Origin of the sequence: Acidisarcina polymorpha (genome assembly GCF_003330725.1) — a bacterium.
Taxonomy (GTDB): Bacteria; Acidobacteriota; Terriglobia; order Terriglobales; family Acidobacteriaceae; genus Acidisarcina; species Acidisarcina polymorpha.
This window is the reverse complement of record NZ_CP030840.1, coordinates 4,618,268-4,638,170: the sequence shown is the minus strand read 5'-3', so window position 1 is coordinate 4,638,170 and position 19,903 is coordinate 4,618,268. Positions and strand designations below refer to the sequence as shown.

The 19,903-nt window shown below is 57.9% G+C and carries 13 protein-coding genes; 8 read left to right on the top strand and 5 right to left on the bottom strand.

The window, feature by feature from the left end; all coding sequences use genetic code 11:
* Position 1: 1 nt before the first annotated feature.
* From ACPOL_RS19645 to ACPOL_RS19630, 4 genes are all read left to right on the top strand, one after another.
* The gene (locus tag ACPOL_RS19645; protein WP_114208554.1) at positions 2-1,558 is read left to right on the top strand and encodes a S10 family peptidase; all 1,557 of its coding nucleotides are present in this window, start codon (positions 2-4) and stop codon (positions 1,556-1,558) included.
* A 448-nt stretch (positions 1,559-2,006) separates the two neighbouring features.
* The gene (typA, locus tag ACPOL_RS19640; protein ID WP_114208553.1) at positions 2,007-3,818 is read left to right on the top strand and encodes a translational GTPase TypA; all 1,812 of its coding nucleotides are present in this window, start codon (positions 2,007-2,009) and stop codon (positions 3,816-3,818) included.
* Positions 3,819-3,967: 149 nt separating this feature from the next.
* Positions 3,968-4,330 carry a hypothetical protein gene (locus ACPOL_RS19635; protein ID WP_150133068.1) on the top strand — a complete coding sequence of 121 codons (363 nt, stop codon included), beginning with the start codon at positions 3,968-3,970 and terminating at the stop codon, positions 4,328-4,330.
* Between the two features lie 2 nt (positions 4,331-4,332).
* Positions 4,333-5,322, top strand: coding sequence for an LOG family protein (locus ACPOL_RS19630; RefSeq protein WP_114208551.1), 990 nt, complete (start codon positions 4,333-4,335; stop codon positions 5,320-5,322).
* On the opposite strand, the gene ACPOL_RS19625 is transcribed toward ACPOL_RS19630, so the two are convergent.
* Together ACPOL_RS19625 and ACPOL_RS19620 are read right to left on the bottom strand one after the other, a co-directional pair.
* Positions 5,319-6,671: a carbohydrate porin gene (locus ACPOL_RS19625; RefSeq protein WP_236656904.1), complete on the bottom strand. Its 1,353-nt coding sequence runs from the start codon at positions 6,669-6,671 to the stop codon at positions 5,319-5,321. The two genes, ACPOL_RS19630 and ACPOL_RS19625, sit on opposite strands and share 4 nt — an antisense overlap.
* 99 nt (positions 6,672-6,770) lie before the next feature.
* Positions 6,771-7,784 carry a VOC family protein gene (locus ACPOL_RS19620; RefSeq protein ID WP_236656903.1) on the bottom strand — a complete coding sequence of 338 codons (1,014 nt, stop codon included), beginning with the start codon at positions 7,782-7,784 and terminating at the stop codon, positions 6,771-6,773.
* A gap of 114 nt (positions 7,785-7,898) precedes the next feature.
* Here ACPOL_RS19620 and ACPOL_RS19615 point away from each other — a divergent pair, with 114 nt between their 5' ends.
* The gene (locus ACPOL_RS19615) at positions 7,899-10,514 is read left to right on the top strand and encodes a GAF domain-containing SpoIIE family protein phosphatase (RefSeq protein WP_114208550.1); all 2,616 of its coding nucleotides are present in this window, start codon (positions 7,899-7,901) and stop codon (positions 10,512-10,514) included.
* A 13-nt stretch (positions 10,515-10,527) separates the two neighbouring features.
* Here ACPOL_RS19615 and ACPOL_RS19610 read toward each other — a convergent pair whose 3' ends face one another.
* The 3 genes from ACPOL_RS19610 to ACPOL_RS19600 form a co-directional block, all read right to left on the bottom strand.
* Entirely contained in the window at positions 10,528-11,577 is a 1,050-nt protein-coding gene (locus tag ACPOL_RS19610) for a Gfo/Idh/MocA family protein (RefSeq protein ID WP_236656902.1), read from the bottom strand.
* 8 nt (positions 11,578-11,585) lie between these two features.
* Positions 11,586-11,801 (bottom strand): hypothetical protein, encoded by a 216-nt coding sequence (locus ACPOL_RS19605; protein ID WP_114208549.1) that lies wholly within the window; start codon positions 11,799-11,801, stop codon positions 11,586-11,588.
* A gap of 62 nt (positions 11,802-11,863) precedes the next feature.
* Entirely contained in the window at positions 11,864-12,484 is a 621-nt protein-coding gene (locus ACPOL_RS19600; protein ID WP_150133067.1) for a S24/S26 family peptidase, read from the bottom strand.
* 847 nt (positions 12,485-13,331) lie between these two features.
* On the opposite strand from ACPOL_RS19600, the gene ACPOL_RS19595 reads away from it, so the two are divergent.
* From ACPOL_RS19595 to ACPOL_RS19585, 3 genes are all read left to right on the top strand, one after another.
* Entirely contained in the window at positions 13,332-13,775 is a 444-nt protein-coding gene (locus ACPOL_RS19595) for a hypothetical protein (RefSeq protein ID WP_114208547.1), read from the top strand.
* A 313-nt stretch (positions 13,776-14,088) separates the two neighbouring features.
* Complete coding sequence (locus tag ACPOL_RS19590; protein ID WP_114208546.1) at positions 14,089-14,577, top strand: hypothetical protein; 489 nt, start codon at positions 14,089-14,091, stop codon at positions 14,575-14,577.
* A gap of 2 nt (positions 14,578-14,579) precedes the next feature.
* Positions 14,580-19,730 carry a glycosyl hydrolase family 28-related protein gene (locus ACPOL_RS19585; protein ID WP_161557453.1) on the top strand — a complete coding sequence of 1,717 codons (5,151 nt, stop codon included), beginning with the start codon at positions 14,580-14,582 and terminating at the stop codon, positions 19,728-19,730.
* Positions 19,731-19,903 lie beyond the last annotated feature (173 nt).

Here is a 19,903-nt window from a genome sequence, read left to right as displayed (position 1 = left end):
TATGAAATTCCCTCAGATTGCCAATCGTGCAAGTCGTGTGCTGTTGCTTGCGTCCGCCCTCCCTTTGCTGTTCCCCGCCTTTTCCGTGATAGAAGCTCAGGCTGCAAAAGATTCGGCAGCAGCGCCAGACAAAGGTACCGACAAGGGTGCGGACAAGGCCGCCGACAAGACGGCCGACAAACTGCCGCCGCTGCCCGCGGATGCGCATACGCAGCAAAGCGCGGTGATCGACGGCAAAACTCTGCGATACACGGTCACGGTGGGCTCGCTTCCAGTGCGAGACAAAGAGGGCAAGATCAGCGGGGAGGTGGTTTTCACTGCTTACACGGTTGAGGGAGAGAATCGTCCGGTCACCTTCGCCTTTAATGGTGGACCTGGAGCGTCGTCGGTTTTTCTCAATTTTGGCGCGATCGGGCCCAAGCATCTGCTGGTCGGCAATGAAGGAGATAGTCCTTCCGATCCGGCAACGCTGTCTGATAATCCGGGGAGCTGGCTCGACTTCACCGACCTGGTGTTCATCGATCCGATCGGCACTGGTTTCAGCCGGTCGACGGTCCCCGAGGCGGAGAGCAAGAAGCAGTTCTTCAGCACGACGCCGGACATTGAGTATCTATCCCGAGCGGTCTACGACTGGCTGCTGAAGAACAATCGCATGGCTTCCAAAAAGTACCTGGTGGGGGAGAGTTACGGCGGTTTTCGTGGGCCGCGGATAACCCACTACCTCCAATCGCAGTTGGGAGTCGCGATGAATGGCGTCGTGCTGGTCTCCCCTTACCTGAACCCAACGCTCGAAGACAACGGCGATCTTTCCCCCATTCCGTGGATGGTGACGCTGCCCTCGATCACCGCTGCGCATCTGGAACGCGAGAAGCAGCTGACGCCGGAGGCGATGAATCAGGTAATCTCCTATACGCGGGGAGAGTATGCGACCGACCTGCTGAAAGGGCATTCCGACCCGGAGGCGACGCCCCGAGTAGTCAAACGGGTCACGGAGATGACCGGGCTGAACCCGGAATTCGTGAAGCGCTCCGGCGGCCGCCTAGAGACTGGCGCTTATCTTCGCGAAGCTTTCCGGGACCAGGGCAAGATTGGATCCGTTTACGACTCGAACGTAACCGCGTTCGATCCCTTTCCTTATTCGCCCGACCAGAAGTCGAATGATCCGATCCTCGAAAGCATTATTGCGCCGACCACTACGGCAATGGTTGACTTCGTGACCCGGGTGGTCGGCTGGAAAGTGGACGCCCGGTATAACGCGCTGTCCTATGAAGTGAACCGGTTGTGGGACGGAGGAGACGACCTCCGCAAGGGTTCGGTCGAGGATCTGCGCGAGTCGGTATCGGCCGATCCCAAGCTGCTAGTGCTGATCGTGCATGGATGGAACGATCTTTCGTGCCCGTTTATGGGATCGGTGCTCACCGTAGACCAGATGCCGATCATGGGTGATTTGACCCGGGTCGCGGTCAAGGAATATCCGGGCGGCCACATGTTTTACACCCGGCCATCGAGCCGCGATGCCCTTCGTAGGGACGTGATGGAGATGTACGCGAAGCACTAGGACTTTGTCTCCTGGCAACGAGAATGAACTTCGACGACGCGAAGCACTAGGACTTTGTCTCCTGGCAACGAGAATGAACTTCGACGAGAGTGTTCAGTCGATCGCCTCGACATCATAGACGACCGACCTTCCCCGGCACGATTGGTGATTGAGGGGTCTACTTTGAGGCGATTGGCTCTCCAAACAAGCCACCGCATTTCCCTCTGTGACGCTCTGATCGAGAGCTGCCGAGCGGCTGGTCTCCTACTGGCTTAAGCAGTGCAGGCCTCAAGGCTTAGCAGCGGAATGGAGGCTCAACCTCAGCCGGCGATCCAGAACGGCACACTCTGGTTCGCCTCGCCTGTTAAACTAGAGGTCTAGCTGTTCGTGCCCTGCCTGCTTTACCCCAGCCAGGAAATATCCAGCAGTGACATAGTAACGACATAAAGATAAAAGGAAACCCGCGCCCGTGAGTACGACTATCCGCAATATAGCCATTATCGCCCACGTAGATCATGGCAAGACAACGCTCGTAGACGCGATGCTCAAGCAGGCCGGGACCTACCGCGCCAATGAGGCGATCACCGAGCGCGTCATGGACTCGAATGAGTTGGAGCGGGAGCGCGGCATCACCATTCTCGCCAAGAACACCGCGGTCTATTACCACGACTCGAAGATCAACATCGTCGACACTCCCGGACACGCCGATTTCGGTGGCGAAGTCGAGCGTGCGCTGAAGATGGTGGATGGCGTGGTGCTGCTGGTCGATGCTTCGGAAGGGCCGCTGCCTCAGACCCGCTACGTGCTGAATAAGGCGCTCGAAGCAAAGCTGACGCCGATCCTGGTCATCAACAAGATCGACCGTCCCGATGCCCGGCCGCAGGAAGTTTTGAATGAGGTCTACGACCTCTTCATCGATCTCGACGCCGGCGAAGACCAGCTTGATTTCCCGGTGGTCTACACCAACGGGAAGCTGGGGACGGCGACTATGGACCTGAAAGTTCCCGGAGTGGACCTCCAACCGCTCTTTGAGACGATTGTGAGCACGATTCCAGCGGCGACTGGCGACGCCGAGGGGGCGCTTCAGATTCTGGTGACGAACCTCGACTACTCCGATTATCTTGGCCGGCTTGCCATTGCGCGGGTCTTCAGCGGAACGTTGAACTTCGGCCAGGAAGTAGCGATCTCCAAGCGGGATGGTTCGCTGCAAAAGGCGAAGATCACGAAGCTGTTCAGCTTCAGTGGTTTGAAACGCACCGACATCGAGAAGACCGAGATAGGCGACATTGTCGCCGTGGCCGGTGTCGAGGGCATCACCATCGGGGAGACAATTACCAATCTCGAAAACCCGGCGCCGTTGCCGCTGATCGTCATCGATGAACCAACGATCGCCATGCAGATGTCGGTGAACAACTCTCCGCTGGCAGGTCGGGAGGGGCAGTATGTCACTTCCCGTAATATTCGCGAGCGGCTAGAGAAAGAGCTGCTCACCAATGTTTCGATTCGCGTGGAAGATACGGGAAGCCCGGACAGCTTCAAGGTGCTCGGGCGTGGTGAGCTGCAGCTTGCGATTCTGATCGAAGTCATGCGTCGAGAGGGCTTCGAGATGATGGTCGGTCGACCCGAGATTGTCACCAAAGAGGTTGACGGGAAGCTCATGGAGCCGGTCGAACACCTCACCATCGACGTACCGGACAACTTTGTCGGCGTAGTCATCGAGAAGCTCGGGCCGCGCAAGGGTGAGATGGTCAAGATGCATAACCATGGGTATGGCCGGGTCCGGCTGGAGTTTCGTGTGCCCAGCCGCGGGCTGATCGGACTGCGCAGCGAGATGCTGACGGAGACTCGTGGAACGATCGTGATGAACACGATATTCGATGGCTATATCCCGCATCAGGGAGACATTCCTCAGCGTCCTACAGGCGCGCTGATCTCGGACCGGGCGGGACAAACGACAACGTACGCATTGAATGGGTTGCAAGAACGGGGAACGCTGCTGCTGGGGCCGACGGTTGAGGTCTATGAGGGCATGATCGTTGGAGAGCACAATCGCGACAATGATCTCGATGTGAATGTCGTCCGCGAGAAGAAGCTTACCAACATGCGCGCTTCGAGCGCCGATGAAGCGATCCGCCTGGTGCCGTTCAAGGCGTTCAATCTGGAGCAGGCAATTGAATTCATCGCTGAAGATGAACTGGTTGAAGTAACGCCGAAGTCGCTGCGGCTGCGCAAGAAGGTACTGCAGGCCAACCGTCGGCCGCGGCGCCAGACTTCGCAGTAAGGAGACGCGGAGTGGAGTCCGGAGCTCCGTTTGGAGACGGTGCCGCTTGAAATTCACGAGATTTTCGACTACATCCCTGCGGACGCGGGTACCCGCAGCCGATCATTCTGCTGTGTTAGTTTGAAGGTTCAGGATGGAATTTGCGAGGAGTGGCTTCCATCCGTCTAAAGACAATGCACCAACAGCCGAACCTGTTTTCGTCGGAAGTTCCGAGCGGCTCGGCCGAACCAGAGCCGCAGCCACTCCCAAAGCTGCAGCAGCCTGCGCCGGTCTGGCTGCAGCGGCTTGAGCTGTTCCTGCGGGTAGCAGTGCGGCTCTATTTAGGCATCTTCGTGCTGGTGCTGCCCTGGTGGCCCCGTTTCTGGGACGATAATCCCCTGTTCCACTTGTTGCCCGGGGTCGGAGAATTGGCGTCATATGGCTCGGTGCGAGGGATCATCTCCGGGTTCGGTCTATTAAATTTGTGGATCGCCTTTCATGAGGCAATTCATTATCGCGAATCGGACCGTTAGCGATGGCGTCCACCTCTCGTGAGGAGTCTCCGATCTCTGCAGTGCCGGCGCCGGATCCTTTGGGACGAGCGCCGCTGGCCTATGAAAATGCTCCATTCCTGAATAGCCCCGACGCCAGGATTATTCGAATTCTTTCGGAGTATTCCGAACCGCTGGCGCGGTTTCGCCGGGAGCGTATTCAGGACACTGTCGTCTTCTTCGGTTCGGCCCGGTTCCGCGCCCTGGACGAAGCGCACAAGCAATTAGAGCTTCTAGCGAATACTGGGTCGCTGCAGGCGGCGCCGATCGAAGAGCAGCCAGCCAGCGACGCCGATATCGATGAGGGAGACACGAGCGAACTTCGCCTGCGACGGGCAGAAGCTGCGGTCGAGATGTCCCGCTATTATGAGGACGCCCGCCGGCTGGCATTTCTGCTGACGCAATGGAGCCGCGGAATCAAATCTCGCCGCCACCGCTTCGTCGTGACATCAGGTGGCGGTCCAGGCATCATGGAGGCGGCCAATCGTGGCGCTTACGAGGCGGGCGGCAAGACCATTGGCTTGAACATCCGGCTTCCCTTCGAACAAAGCCCGAACCCCTACGTGACCCCGTCGTTGAACTTTGAGTTTCATTACTTCTTCATGCGGAAGTATTGGTTTGCTTATATGTCCAAGGCTTTAGTCGTCTTTCCGGGCGGCTTTGGCACGATCGACGAGATGTTCGAGTTGTTGACCCTTGGACAGACCCACAAACTGAACAAAAAGATGACGCTGTTGATTTACGGATCGTCTTATTGGAAAGAGGTACTAAACCTCGACGTTCTGGTCGATAAGGGCGCGATCTCGCCGAGCGATCGCGATCTTTTGCAGATGGTGGATACTCCCGAAGAAGCTTTTGAGATGTTAAAGGCTGGTCTGACTCGAAACCACCTGGAGCCGGAGGCGGAGCGTCGCGCCAGAGGCAGCGACGAGGAAGAGCAGTTGCCCGGACCGGAGATTGCGCAGACGTTCTAGAAGATGATTTTCATGCGAGTGCCGATCAGGGTCGTGGCATAGGGCTTGGCGGCATAGGTTGGATGGATCGAGACTTCGACGTCCGGGCCTGCTTCGATGCTGCTGGTAAGTCGCAGCCGGTAGAAGGATTCGAAGAGGCTTTCATGGCGCTTGCCGGGATGGTTTGGCTCGGTGTAGTTGAACGACGCTCCAAACAGATCGCCGCGACGGCGGAATGGATGCGTGTTGACAACTCCGAGGGAGTTGGTCTGCTTGATGCTGGTTCCGGTGTCGCTGGCGAAGCCGAAACGGCCAAAGGGCGCCCATCCATTCAGGGATTCATGTTCGAAGGCAAAGCCTCCTCCGTAGCCGCTACCGAGATTAGCAGTGTCATCCCGCCACACGATGAACCGGTAGTTCTGGTAATTCTTGCCGGGCGTACCGGCAAACCAGCCGGTTTCAAGCGCCTCCAGGTATTTTCGATCGGCTAAGGTCTTTAGATTCGCCTGCGCGGAGCCTTCGGTGTCAACGGCCAGAGCGTGAAAATAAAGATGATGAGTGGCCTGGAATTCGACCGCTCCCCCTCCGGCATAAGTTCCATCAGAAGCGATGGCCAGGTTACCGTCATTTTCTCCGTTGAGAAACTGGCTGCGTTCGTCATTGTTGTACATGCTTAAGCTGACGTATTCGTTGGGATGGATTTTGCCTACATAGAACGACAGCCGCCTGGCAAGAACATCCTGCCGGTAGTACAAAATATTTACCATGATGGGGCGCTGCGGACCGCCCCCTTGCAAGCAGTTGAGAAAAAGCCCGGAGCCGAGCCGGTCGCTGAGATCGAATTGCTGGCTGATGCCGATGTTCGTACCGGAGCGAACCAGCAGGCTGAACGATCCGGACGAACTTTCGTGATCGTAGGCTACCCAAGTTCCGGAAAAATCGAGCCGACCGCTGGTCTGGTCGTGTCGAACTCCATTGGGCGTCAGGGTGGCGTATTGATTGAGGAAGGTATAGGTCGCACTGAATGCCATACGGCCGGAAGGAACGAATTGGCGGGCAGTTCGATCGATCGGTTTGAGGATCGGGCGCAGCGGGTCTGTAGCAAAGAGTGGATCAGGAGGAATCTTCCCCAGGGCTAAGGCATCGGAGTCGAGTTCCTGCACATAAGCCGTTTGCTCTGCGGCTTGCTCTGCGAGTTTCGCCGGGCGCACCGGCGCGGCGCCTTGGGATTGTCCAGGCTTTTGCTGGCTCTCCTGTGGCCAGGCGTACGAACTTGCTATTGCGATCAGCAGGAGTGCGGCAGCTACGCGTCCAGGCATAGCTGTCCGAAGTTGAAGCAGACCCAACCCGAACCGATCATACGTGGCCATGGTTGCAAATCCTTGTGTCGGGGAGCACGTATTTGCTCCGGCTAGAGCCTGTTTACTAAACCCGCAACGATTTCGCCATCCTCACCGTTTTAACAGGCCCTAGTTCCCTTCTGCTGGATGCGGTCCGGTGAACGGCGCGCAGCAGGGCTCCCTCACCGGGGTGAACTCCATGTATTCCAGGCGGGTGTTGTCCGGATCGAAGTCGTTGAATTGCCACTTGCCGTCTCTTCCAATCTGCGGACCATTGCCACGAGGGCCGACGCGGTTCTCGCTTTTCAAGGTCGCAACCGCAGCCGCCATGTTCGGGACGCCTACCGAGAGATGGTTCAGCACACCAAGCGCTTTCTGGCTGATGCGGTATGGAATTCCGGATCCTGAAGGGCCACTGGTCAGCATATATTCAAGCCAGTCAGTGCCGTCCGGGACCTGCATTGAGACCCAGTCAGTCTGGTCTGGATCTACCCCGCCATGCCAATAAAGCTTGAAGCCGAGGACGTCCCGGTAGAAGCTGTCGGCCTCGGCTCGATTGCGAATCGCCATCCCAATGTGAATGATGTGGTGGCCGACGAGTTTCGTATCAGGCGCTGCCGGCTGACCCGCCGCCGCTTTGGCATCTTCGACGAACTGAACGCGGTTCCCCTCGAAATCCTTGACCTCGAGCCACTTGGTCTTGTTGGCGTCCTGGCCGATGTTGATCCGGTCCGGAACCGGTACCCCATGGCCTTGCAGGTAGAGCCGGAGCGCCTCGACATTGGCGGTGCGGAAAGCGATGTGGTCGAGGCGATCCTCACCGGCAGAGGCTGGGAGTGGCAAGACCTCGACATATTGGGCTGAGTTGAAGGTGTAGCGTACTCCGGGATGATCTTCAAAGTCCGAGGTCTTTTCGCAACCGACGATGCGCTGATAGAAATCCGCGGTCTTAATGGGATCGGTGGCGTAGACCGCCAGGTGGGAGACGCCGGTGATGGCCGGCCGGGTTGCAGGCGCATGGGAGCCCTGCCGGCGGGAGGCATGGGGGGGCGATGAAGGGGACGCGGAACTCTGCGCCGTGCCGAGGAGCGGCAGCATCCACAGAGAGAGGATGAGAGTGGTGGAGCGGAACGATTGAATCATGAATGAACTCCTAAGAGCCTGCAAAGACTAGAGGATATTCGCTGACCTAGGGAGCTGGCGAACTCGATTGGCGGCGTTTCCGTATGTTCGAGTTAGTATGGTGACGATTCGCCTATGAGATCTTCTCGCTACTCGACGCTGCTCAGAATATTGCTGGCCATGATCGCTCTGGCGGGAATTGTCTTTTGGTTCTCCGATACTCGCGACCGCTTCGAGCTGGGCATGCATCCAGAGCAGCATGCCCGCATGCCGTTCGAAGTGAACGCCGACAACCGCCGAGTCGCCAGCCTGCAGCAGGAGGCAGAACACTCAGGCCTGGTCAAAGGCTCGACCATCGACTCGCTTAACGGCGTGCCTTACGCGGGGATCATGCAGTTCATTGAAATCGTCTATCCGGCCTCTCCCGGCGAATCGCTGACAGTGGATTTCAGGCGTCCGGACGGCTCGAGCGGAAGCGCCGTCATCACCCTGGCCGCCCGACAGACTCTCCTTGGAGTACCCCCCGGCTTCGCCTCGGTCTTCTGGCGCAGCTTCATTCTTTTCGACCTGCTTCCGCTCTTCAGCATGTTGATCGGCTATTGGGTGGTCTTCGTAAAGCCCGATGAGCCGAACGCGTGGCTGCTGCTCGTACTGCTGCTCTACCCCGCGGTGGTCTTCGCCTGGGGAACCGGATTCGCCACAGGCGAATGGCTCTTGTTCCGCGGCCTCTACTACGAGCTGCTGCAAAACTTCGGGGTCCTTGCTCTGGTCCCCTTCGCCGTCTACTTCCCCGAGCGGTCACGGATCGACGTCAGGCGGCCCTGGCTGAAGTGGGTCATCCTGGCGCCGGCCGTGGTCTGCGGCCTGCTCGAAATAAAGCAGGCGATCGGCCAATATTTTTACGGCGGAAATTCTCCGGCATTCGCCAAGCTCATGACTCAGGTCGATCGCTTCGACAATGCCCTGGCGCTCGTCTGCGTCGGCTTTTATATCGCTTTGATGTCGGATAAGCTACTTTCGGCATCGACCGAGGATGCGCGTCGCCGGCTTCGGATCCTGCTCGCAGGCACTGGGACCGGTGTCGGCGCTCTGATCGTCGTCTTTGTCCTGCTACCCGATCTGGGCTTTTCACCGAATACTCCTGCCCACCTATGGGCCGCCTACTTAGGAGCAGTCCTTTTTCTCCTGGCGCCGGTGGCGCTGGCTTACGTGGTCCTCGTTCAGCGGGCGATGGATGTCAGCATTCTCGTCCGTCAGGGGACCAAGTATGCGTTGGCAAAGGCCACGCTTCTGGTTGTACAGTTTACGCTTGCGGCGGTCGTCACCTATCGATTTCTGCTGCCTTTATTGACGCAGAAGCAGATCCCCCGCGATCAGCTTTGGCAGGCGGTCGTTTTCATTGTTCTCATCCTTCTTCTGCGGCTGGGCTTCAGCAGGCAATCGAAGAACTGGCTGGATAAGAAGTTTTTTCGTGAGGCTTATGACTCCGAGCAGGTGTTGAACGAGCTTTCCGAAGAGGTGAGAAAGTACACCGAGAGCGGCCCGTTGCTGAAGACGGTCGCGAAATGCGTTGCCGAGACATTGCATGTCACGCAAATCGGCATGCTGCTCCGGGATGGGGCGACTTTCTGTGTCACTCAAGCTGTCGGCCACTTCCCGGGTAATGCCGGTACGCTTGCGCTAGCGGTCAATTCTTCCACAATCCGCAATCTGAGTAACACGAATGCGCCTGCGGAACTCTACCGCGAAGATCCCGATGCCTGGTACCTGATGGCAGATGAGGTGGAGCGTCAAACCCTGGACGACCTGGGTGCGGAACTGCTGCTTCCGCTTCCGGGGAGAGACCGGCTGATGGGGGTGATGGCGCTTGGCCCGAAGCAATCGGAGGCGGCGTATTCAAAATCCGACCTGCATCTATTGCAGGTGCTTGCCACCCAGACGGGAATGGCGCTCGAGGTCAGTGAACTCGCTCACTCCCTCGCTAAGGAAGCTGCCCAACGGGAACGTTCGAACCGGGAGATGGAGATCGCCCGCGAGGTGCAGGAGCGGCTTTTCCCCCAGGAGATGCCGATGCTTCTGGGTGGAGATGTCGCTGGCCATTGCCGGCCAGCACTGGGAGTGGGCGGGGACTACTACGACGTCTTTCCATTGCAGGATGGGCGGCTGGGGCTGGCGATTGGCGACGTGTCCGGCAAAGGGATTTCGGCTGCGTTGTTGATGGCCAGCTTGCGAGCTTCGCTGCGCGGGGTCACGCTAGATAATCCGCGGGACTTCGCGAAGCTGATGGATAAAGTAAACCGGCTGGTCTATGAAGCCTCGGCGAGCAATCGCTATGCTACGTTTTTCTTTGGGGCGCTGGATCCGGTGACCCAGGTGCTGGAGTGCGTCAATGCTGGCCACAATGCTCCGCTGATCTTGCGCAGAGAGCCGGATGGCTCCTCGGAGATCCTGCGACTGGAGGCTGACGGTCCGGTTGTGGGTCTACTCCCTTTCGCTCCGTATAGCGAACAGAGCGTGCAGCTTCGAGCCGGTGACCTGCTGGTCACCTACACCGATGGGATCAGCGAGGCGATGACCAAGGATGATGAGGAGTGGGGTGAAGAGCGGATGATGGCCGCCGCTGCGTCAGCCAATGGAGCGTCGGCGAGCGAAGTGCTGAAGATTATCTTTGCCGAAGCGGATAAGTTCACTGCGGGAGCTCCGCAGCACGATGATATGACGCTACTGATTCTGAAGCTGAATTCGCTGTAGTCTCACTTTTTCGTCAATCTGTCACCGCGTGTCTTTTCTCTTCCTGGAAGCGATTCAAACCGGCGTTCTCGGCGTGGGCAGCGATGGTCGAGTTGATCTCCAAAGCAAGAGCCAGGGCGGCCCGGCCATCGGCTCCCGTGACCTGGGGTGCTTGGCGGGTCCGGACGGCATGGATAAAGGCTTCCAGCTCCAGGCGAAGCGGCTCGCCGGGATAAATCTGCGGCTTGGTAAACCCCAACCCGGCCGGAGAGCCTGCGGTGGGATTGACGTCGATAAGGAGCAGGTCTTTTCGGGCGTAGTCGAGGGAGACGTACTGGTGAGGCTGGAAGAAGCGAAGTTTGCGGACGAGCTCGGTGCTGACCCGGCTGGCAGTAAAGTTGGCCACACAACCTGACTCGAATTCGAGACGGACATTAGCGATGTCGACCTTCCTCGAGAGGATCGGAAGGCCGACAGCACGCACTTCTCGAACGGGGGAGTTGGCCAGCTTCAACACGATATCCAGGTCATGGATCATGAGGTCGAGGACGACATCGACATCGAGCGCACGCGGAGTAAAGACGCTCAGCCGGTGGGCCTCGAAGAACATCGGGCCATTCAGGTAGGGCTGGATGGCAGCGACGGCCGGATTGAAGCGTTCCAGATGGCCCACCTGGAGAACGCAGTTTTTATTTTGCGCCAATTCAATGAGGCGATCAGCCTCCTCGGTCGAGGACGCAATCGGCTTCTCAATCAGCAGATCAATGCCGTTCTCGAGGAGTGCGGACGCGACCGGAAAGTGGGCGGTGGTCGGCACACAGACCGATGCGGCATCGATCGAGAGAGCGGCGGCGGAGAGTTCCTCGATTGAGGCGAAGGCGGGAATCTGCCACTCTCCGCCTGCCTGCGCCGCTTGGTCTGGATTCGAATCGACGACGGCAACTAACGTGACGGCATGACCAGCCTGCTCGAGTTCGCGATAGACCCGAAGGTGGTTGCGCCCGAAGGCGCCCGCGCCAAAGACCGCAACCCGGAGACTGGCTTCCTGCTGCCCTGCTGTCAGTGGAAAACGCTTTGCTGGCAAGTTCGAGATCAGGCCTTGTCCTCGACAACGCGCAGGCAGCGGGTATACAGCTCCAGCAAGTGGGTGATTTGATCTTCCTGCTTAGGAGCGGAAGGGGTTGTGAAGCCGGTCGACGGGGTGGTGGTGCGACCGACACCGGCGACCGATGCGACGAACTTGAGCAAATCAAGGGCGATGTCTTCGCTGCGGCGTAGTCCGCTGGGCGAATTCTGTGCCTGTTCCATGAACATCCTCCGGTGCGATGCTACCAAAGTTCGCCAAGTCTTGCCTAAGACGAGGTGGGCGGTCACGTTTCAGAGAGGACGAGGAAGACGCGGCCGACGATAAGGTCCCCTGCGGCCTGGCCCGCACCGAATGGCAAGAGGGTTGGAACGTATGCAGAATTGTCGCCACTCAGGAGGAGCTGCCTCCCTGTTTGCTGGAGATACCGGAAGGCCAACACCCCCTTGACTTGGACCGCGTAAACGGTTCGCTCGTTGGGCGAGTAACCGATCGCGGAAGTATAGTGCCGGTCGAGCAGCACGATCGCTCTGGCGGGGATCTTGGGCTGCATGAAACGAGCGTCTTCTTCTCCGATCTGGACAGCGACGAAGCGTTCCCATTGCCGGCGCCGGGTGGAGGAGCATTTGTCGCGCAGCGCCTCGAGCAGTCCTTTGCGAATTGGGATGAAATCGAGGGTGACCCTGGAGCTCAGCTGAGGATCGTGCAAGGCGGTTGCGGAGTTTACCAGGGGAACGGAGCGGAAACTCGCAGGTGGCAGTTGGGGCCTGTTCTCCGTGAGATCGGGCTTACCCTCCCGAGTGAGATCGGCCACGGTGAGCCCCAGGGCGCCCATGAACTTGTCAGCGGTTCCAGGGCTGAGCCCACGCTTTCGTCTCAGGAAGTTCGAGATGTGTTCCCGGGACATGCCGGTCTTCCGGGAAAGCAAATAGCCCGACAGCTTTTTGCGACGAATAAGGCCGACTATTTCAAGACGTAGCCGTTCATGTAGTTGAGAGGAGTTCATGGTTTGGCGATTAGCTCTGAGCTAACTAATTTCCAGTGAGCGTACTTAGCTTTAAGAAAACAAAATTACGACTGTTTCCCAGTGTTTCCGTATGGTCCATCGTCCCTGGGGGGATTCGGGTCTATGGCGAGCACGGAGTTGATTGACCGGACTTTTCCAGATAGATAGATTTAGTTTCAACTTCGCACTCTTACAACTGCAAGCAGGCCTTTACTGGAAGAATCTTTCCGGATAGGAAAGCCATTGCTCCTAACGGGCTGGTCCGTTATGGGCCATGGATTGCTTGCGCGTGAGGGTGACAGAAGGAAGGTATGCCGAGAACGGCTGGATTCTTCTGGCTCGGCAGTCTCAGAATATCCTTAGCCCTCTTCCCCGAAATTACGCGTCCGCGATCCCTACCATGACCAAGAACGGAAGCCTACTCGCATCACGCAGCCGGGCCAGAAGAGTCCGCGTCCGCGATCCAGAGCTTCCTCTATCCCGTGTGGCGGCGACCCTGCAGTTGCCATGCGGATTCCACGCACTCTGATGGAGTATCGACAATGCATCAGCTCATCGATTTGAAGATTTGCGAAAGCTGCGGTTCGCTCTGGTATCGGACATCCGGTGTAAGGCAGGTGTATTGCGCCAGCTGCGCAATCAAGTTAGGGGAATTTCCAAGCCCGCGGCTGCGGCGCAGACCGGGAGGACGGCGGAAACGACCGTGCGGCATGGTAACCCTATTTGCAGCCGGCATGGGAAGTGCGCGATGAGCGCAGCGCCAATTCTACCGAGAATATGGGCGAGCAATCGGGCGCGACCAGCGATAGCGCCAACTTATGCAGAGCCGTTCGAAACCCTGGCGTTCTATCGCAAACGGACGGAAGCGCTGCTTCACCGATATATGCGAGCATCTATGCATATAGGCCGTTCGCCATCCATGCTGGGTGATTCTATTACGCGGGGGAAGGCCTCAAGCTCTCGCAGGCATGGGTTCGATGACAACATCAATTTTGTGATCGACGTCGAGAGATGCTTAGCGCGGCTTGACGGCTTTTCGCGACAGCTCGTGGCGAGGATTGCTCTTCAGGAATATACCCAAGGCGAGACAGTGTCACTGACGGGCTTGTCGCTGCGATCCGTAATCCGCAAGTACGGTGAGGCGATCGATAAGCTGACCGGGATCCTTCTTGAATGTGAGCTTTTTGAGTAAGTCTAGAAGTTGTCAAGGGGCCAGATTTCGGATTTAGCGGCTAAGTATAGGATTCAGTTCGAGATAATAAATCACAAAAGCTGGCATAGTGAAAGGGGTAAACTTGGTATTCTAATAATAGAGATCAAGAAAGAAGTGAGTGAAGGGGGCGCTGCCTGCGCCTCCTTTTCTTTTTGGGCGAGATTTGAGCAAAGCAGAGTTACCGGAAGCTGTCTGATCATGATCAGCAAGGTTTCTCCAGGGTAAGTTTTGTTCGACTTGATGGTTTCGTACGATGACTACTTTGCTTTGGCTCCAGGTAAGGCGGCGATCCGTGAAAGAGAAAAGCAGCTGGAAGACCCCCGCGAAAAAGGCTGCGTTGCGCGTCAACGCAAAACCGCGGAACAAGGCGGCCGGCAGCAAGGCGACCCTGAAGAAGGCTGAAGCCGTTCCATCGATTTCGCTGCCGGCTCTCGATGAAGGTGAGAAAGAAAAGCCGGTGCGAAATTACCGGCGGCATACAAAGGGAGTTATCTCTGGAAGGTTTGCCAAGATCATGGTGAGGATGGCGGAAGCATCGGAGAAAGGCAGCCTGCCGCACACCAAATACCTCTTTGATATCGGCGGGGTGAAGGAAGATATTCACCGTCAAAAGCGAGGGAAAGCGGAGCCTAGTCTGGCCGATCTGTTGTTAGCAGAAATCAGAAAGCAGCACGCGGACGAGGCTAGCAAGAGTGGCGGAGATATCAAGGTTGACTCCGAGGCAGTGTCTAATGGCGACATGAAGGAAAGAGGCGTCAATTGCGGAGCGAAGGAACAATGACCATGAGCAAGGCTTTCCATCAAATCGCGACGCGCTTGCATGCGAGCCGGCGAGGACTCCAGAACCTTGCGGGCTCCATCCTTCAGATAAGCTTGACCGCGATACTGCCGCTCGCCATGGGTCTGGTGGCGACGGCCCAAGCGCCGGCGACGACCGCTATACACGACGTCATCTATCGCGCCGATGGGTCGCCGGCGGCTGGAACCCTAATCGTAAGCTGGCCGGGGTTTACCACTGCGACGAATGTAGCAATTGGCGCGGGGAGCATCACGGTGCCGATCGGTGCGAATGGAGCCGTGTCTTTCAGTCTCGCGGCCAACGCCTTGGCGCTGCCGGGAGGCACTTACTACACTGCTGTGTATCACCTGAGCGATGGCACGGTGAACAAGGAATACTGGGTGGTTCCGGCAGCGACGAGCGTGACGCTTAGCGAGATTCGATCGCAACTGGTGCCGGCTACCGTGGCGATCCAGGCAGTCAGCAAACAATACGTCGACGCGGCGGTCTCGGCAATTACGGGCAGCTACTTATCTGCGACCGGTGGAACGATGTTGGGGCCACTGTTGTTGAGCAGTGATCCTACTTCGGCCCAACAGGCGGCGGACAAACACTATGTGGATGATTCAGTCGGATCGTTGCTTCCACTTTCGGGAGGGAGCCTGACTGGGCCGCTAACGCTTGCGGCGGATCCGACCGGCGCTCTGCAGGCAGCGACGAAGGAGTATGTGGATACGAGTTCAGGGAGCGCAGGCGGGGCCTTGACAGCGGCGAACGCAGCACAGGCTGCAGCGAATGCCGCACAAGCTACAGCGAATGCCGCGCTGCCTCTGAACAAGGTGGGTGTTGCGGGCGGGGTAGCTGCTCTTGATGGAACCGCACGCGTGGGAGCGACCAACATGCCGACGGCGTTTGCGGCGAGCGTCAATACAGAGATTTACGCAGGCAGCCCTCAATTTGGAGCCTTGTGCAACTGGAACGGCACTACCGGCGCGGACGACACGGCGGCATTCCAGGGAGCGATAGCAGCTGCCACGAATGCAGCGACGGCAAAGACCTTTCAGCAGGGCACGCAGACCGTGCTAGTGCCAACCGGAACTTGCAAGGTCAGTGGTGAGTTGCGCATTCCGTCGAATGTAACGCTAAAAGGCATCTCCAAGGAAGGCTCGATCCTACAACAAACCAGCGCCACCGCGAATGCGATCACGGTGACGCGGTGCACGAATGGCATCGGTGGCGTGGGCGGCCCATTCGTCGACTGCGAGGGCGGAATCTTCGATCTGACGATTGAAGGCAACGGGCATACCAGTACGGGCACGCTGGTTGAGATCGATAACGTCGTGAGTTACCGGCTGCAGAATTTGCGCCTGTACAACGGCGGCGGACGGGGACTCCAGCTGAATGGCGGCACGGAGCGCCTGGAGAGCCACGACTTGACGATCATGCTGACGCGATGGCCGCTGGTTATCTCCAACACTAGCAATGAGAGTTACTTCTATAACACGAAAGTGCTTTATCCCGGCCAGTCGGCAGACGGCTACTGTTACAACGTGAATTGCGTAAATGGCGTGTATCCGGCCGCGGGAGCTATTGCACCTGACCCACATGCAGCGATTTACAACTATCAAGGCGTAAATGTCGGCTTCTATGGCGGCTCGATCAAATCGCTGCAGATGATGAGTGGATTCAAGACGTTCAATTCGGAAGAGACGAGCGTCGACCATTTCTACTTTGAACTCGGGTTTGTCAACCCGGGAGTCATTGCGGGCGGCATCGGAGATTGGACTGCTACGACTGCATCGATGAGTGCGACGGCACTTTCATTCCCGGTGCAGAGTACGGCGTGGATGCCGCAGTTCTATACGTCGCCGAGCGACGTGCCGAGCACACTTCCGGCTTATCTTGCCTATACGATTCTTCCTCCCGACTTCTTGTTTGGAAGCACATCGGGATCTGTCCTAGGAAACGGGATCACCCGGGGCACTTATGAAGTGGTCGAAGTGGCAGGGTTCGCGGGAGATGGCAAATTGTACCTGGGGACAAATGGACGGGGCGCGAGCGGGACGACCGCAATAGCGTGGCCGGCGGGAGCGCTGATCGAGGCTCGGGGTACGGGAATCCGGTCTTTCAAACTGACGAACTCCCATGTAAACGCGCAGGATGCTTTTTCGGTGCTGGGTGCTCCGGGCGCGAACCTGACGCGCAACTGTGACGACAGCGGGGTCAATACCTGCGCGGAGATCATTGGCGGGTATGTGCCGGACGGACGCTGGGTACAACAACGCGGGAGCGCGGGCGACAGCACAACGGGCCCCGCGGTCGATATGGTGCTTTCAAACGTCTCGATGTTCACCGGCGGTGTTGCTGGACAGGGCATGCTTGCTGCTCACAGTAATTTGATTCTCGAACTAAGCGGCGTTAACGCCGGGATCTCGCCTGGAGAAGGATATAGCGTGCCTTCGGGAGCATCCCTGGTGAACGTAACCGGCGGCTCTCTGGTCTCGGTGCCCACCTATGCGAATGGCTCGCAGGCGCTGCTCACGCTGGTCGACGATGCGAACCAGCGCACGGTGGGGAACATCAGCGGTATCTATAAACAGACGGCCGCAGTATATGACGGAAACGGACACAACAGCATTGGTGAGCAGATCGCCAATGAAAACGACATGATGGATATGCCTTACTGGGCAGCGCCGGGCGTCCCGGTTTTGACGGCTGGCGGGAGCGTACCAGCGGGAAGCTACAGCGTTCGCGCGGCGTACACCTATGCAGGCGGAGCCGGTATCGTGTCGCCGAGCGTTATGGCGGCAGTGTCGGCTGGGCAGCAGATGACGGTCGCGTCTCCGCCTGCGGATGCGGCCGGGTTGGCAACGGGCTGGAACATCTATGTGGGCACGTCGGGCAATGAGAATCTGCAGAACAGCACGCCGCTGGCAATTGGGAGCGCCTTCACGCTGAGTACGGCGCCGACCACGAACCTGGGGATTCTGCCCTTGGGTTGTTCGGCGTTTTGCCATCCGCTCTATCGGTTTCAGTTTCTGGGAGGACCTAATTACACGGGGGCCAGCGCGGGGATTGGATTTCATAAGTGGAATCCTCAAACCTCGGCGTGGCAGACGCAGTTCAGCGTGAACGGGAATGGCAACCTGTCGACGGCGGGCAGCGGCAGCTTCGCATTGGGCGTGAGCGTGTCCGGCGGGTCGACGGTAACTGGCGGCAGTACAACCGATAGCCTGACTGCAACTGGAAATGTAAGCGCGGCTGGCAGCATCAGTTCGACCACCTTAACGGCGGCCACGGTTACGGCCGGGCAGATCAACAAGGTTTTTTATGCGGATGGCTATCCGGCGGCGGGCTGTACGGTGGGCAGCACTGTCTATACGACCGAACTCGACTGCGCGGCAGCGACCGCGGATGCATGGATCGCAGCCAACAATGCAGGCGCAAAACTGGTGCTAGGGCCGGGCATTTACGCGACTTGTAGCGGACTGATCCTTCCATCCTTGAATGGATACTTTGGGTCCCTCTCCATCCAAGGCGCGAGTCAGGAACAGACGATCATCTCCCAGACGTGCACGATCGCGAATGCGGTGATCTACCACGCGGACGCGATCAACGGCAATCTGAGCCGGCTGCTGCTGCGGGACTTCCGGGTGAACGCCAACCAGAAGGCGCCTTCCTGCATGGACATCTTCGGAGTCAATGAATCGAAGATCGAGAACATCAACTGCTCGGGCGCCGGCGGAAGCGATCACTTCATGAAGATTGGCGATACTCCGGCCAATGGAAGCAATGGACAGGTCTACCAGACGCCGGTGAGCAATGTGTATATAACCGGCAATCCGCTGCCTAGCTTTGCTACAGTGACGGCCAACGTAGTTGGCGGTTCGGTGACGAGTTACACGGTGACGAGTGGCGGGAGTAACTACGGTTCGACAAACCAGGTATATCTGCTGGGATACGGCTATAGTAAAAACCCTTGTCAGGTGATGCCGACGGCGACGGTGACGGTGGTGGGTGGCGTAGTGACGGCAGTGACTCCGGTGACAACTGGTTCCAATTGCAGTGGTGCGATTACGGTGATGATATCGAGCTTGCCTGCGGCGGCTTATGGAATCGTCTTTGGCAATTTCACCGATAACACCCTCTATGACGTCGCCACCGGAGGGGTGGGGACCACGGCTGCGATCGAGGTCCTGGAGGGCGACAATGTCTTTTATCATTTCCACCCGAATGGCTCCCCGGTCGGAGTTTCAGACTACGGGAACGCATATTATGGGACCGAGTGTGATTCGATGTATGAGTATTGCTTCGATGTCGAGGGCGGAACTGGGATCTTCGGAACTACATTCACCTGGAACAATGCGACGGCTTACCCTCTGTCGGCCGGATACTATATTTCTCCAAACGCATTCAACGCAAAGATTATTGGATCGATGCAATGCCTGACCAATGTACCTTCTGGATATGTGCAGTTCTGGAACCAGTATGGGCCGGTGACCTCGGCGCTGCCTTCGGGAGTGACAGTAGTTGCGGACCGGGCCTGCTCAGGGACATCCCAGACCTTATTCGGGGAGCCGGTCTATCTGAACGCCACAAATCGCGCCAGTTCGACGAACAACTATTTCTCGCAGCCGCTCTACTTCTCGGATTCTTTCTGGAACAACATTGCTCCAGTGAATGATCCCTGGCAAGTGGTGGTGGGCGGAACGCCGTCTGGAACTCCAACGTTCGAGAATCTCAACTTTTATGCGCCGGTCGGCTTTTACAGTACGTTTCAACCGTCCTTCAAGTTGAGTTATAACACCTCGGCGACGTCATCGCTGAACTATAACTCTCCTGGCTGGGACTTGAATGCGACTTACTGGGATGGGACACAGTCGCAGTCGAGCGACTGGATAGTGAAGCAGTCGTTGGGCTCGGGCAGCAGTCCGATCTCAACGCTGACGTTCACGCCTACCAAGACCGGAGCGACGGCATTGCAGGCGCAGGTGGTGGTGCCAAGTCTACAGATCGTTCCCGGCACGGCGATCCAACCGGCGTGTAACGCAACCAACCGGTCGCTGCACTGGTATGTGCAAGGGACGCCCGACCATGAGCAAGTCTGTGTGCAGACGGCGACGGCGGGGACCTATGCGTGGGTGCAGGCATTTTAGAGAACGGCTCCCCAGCTACTGCGCAGCGTGGAGGCTGGTGCGGTCAACGCAAGGGTAGCGCGCCGGCGGGAGTACATCTGGATTGATAATGCGTAACCGTTTTCTGAGAGGAGGCTTGGATGGAGCGACGATGTCGTACTTCTGGTGGCAGCCTGGCGGACCTAACGCACCTG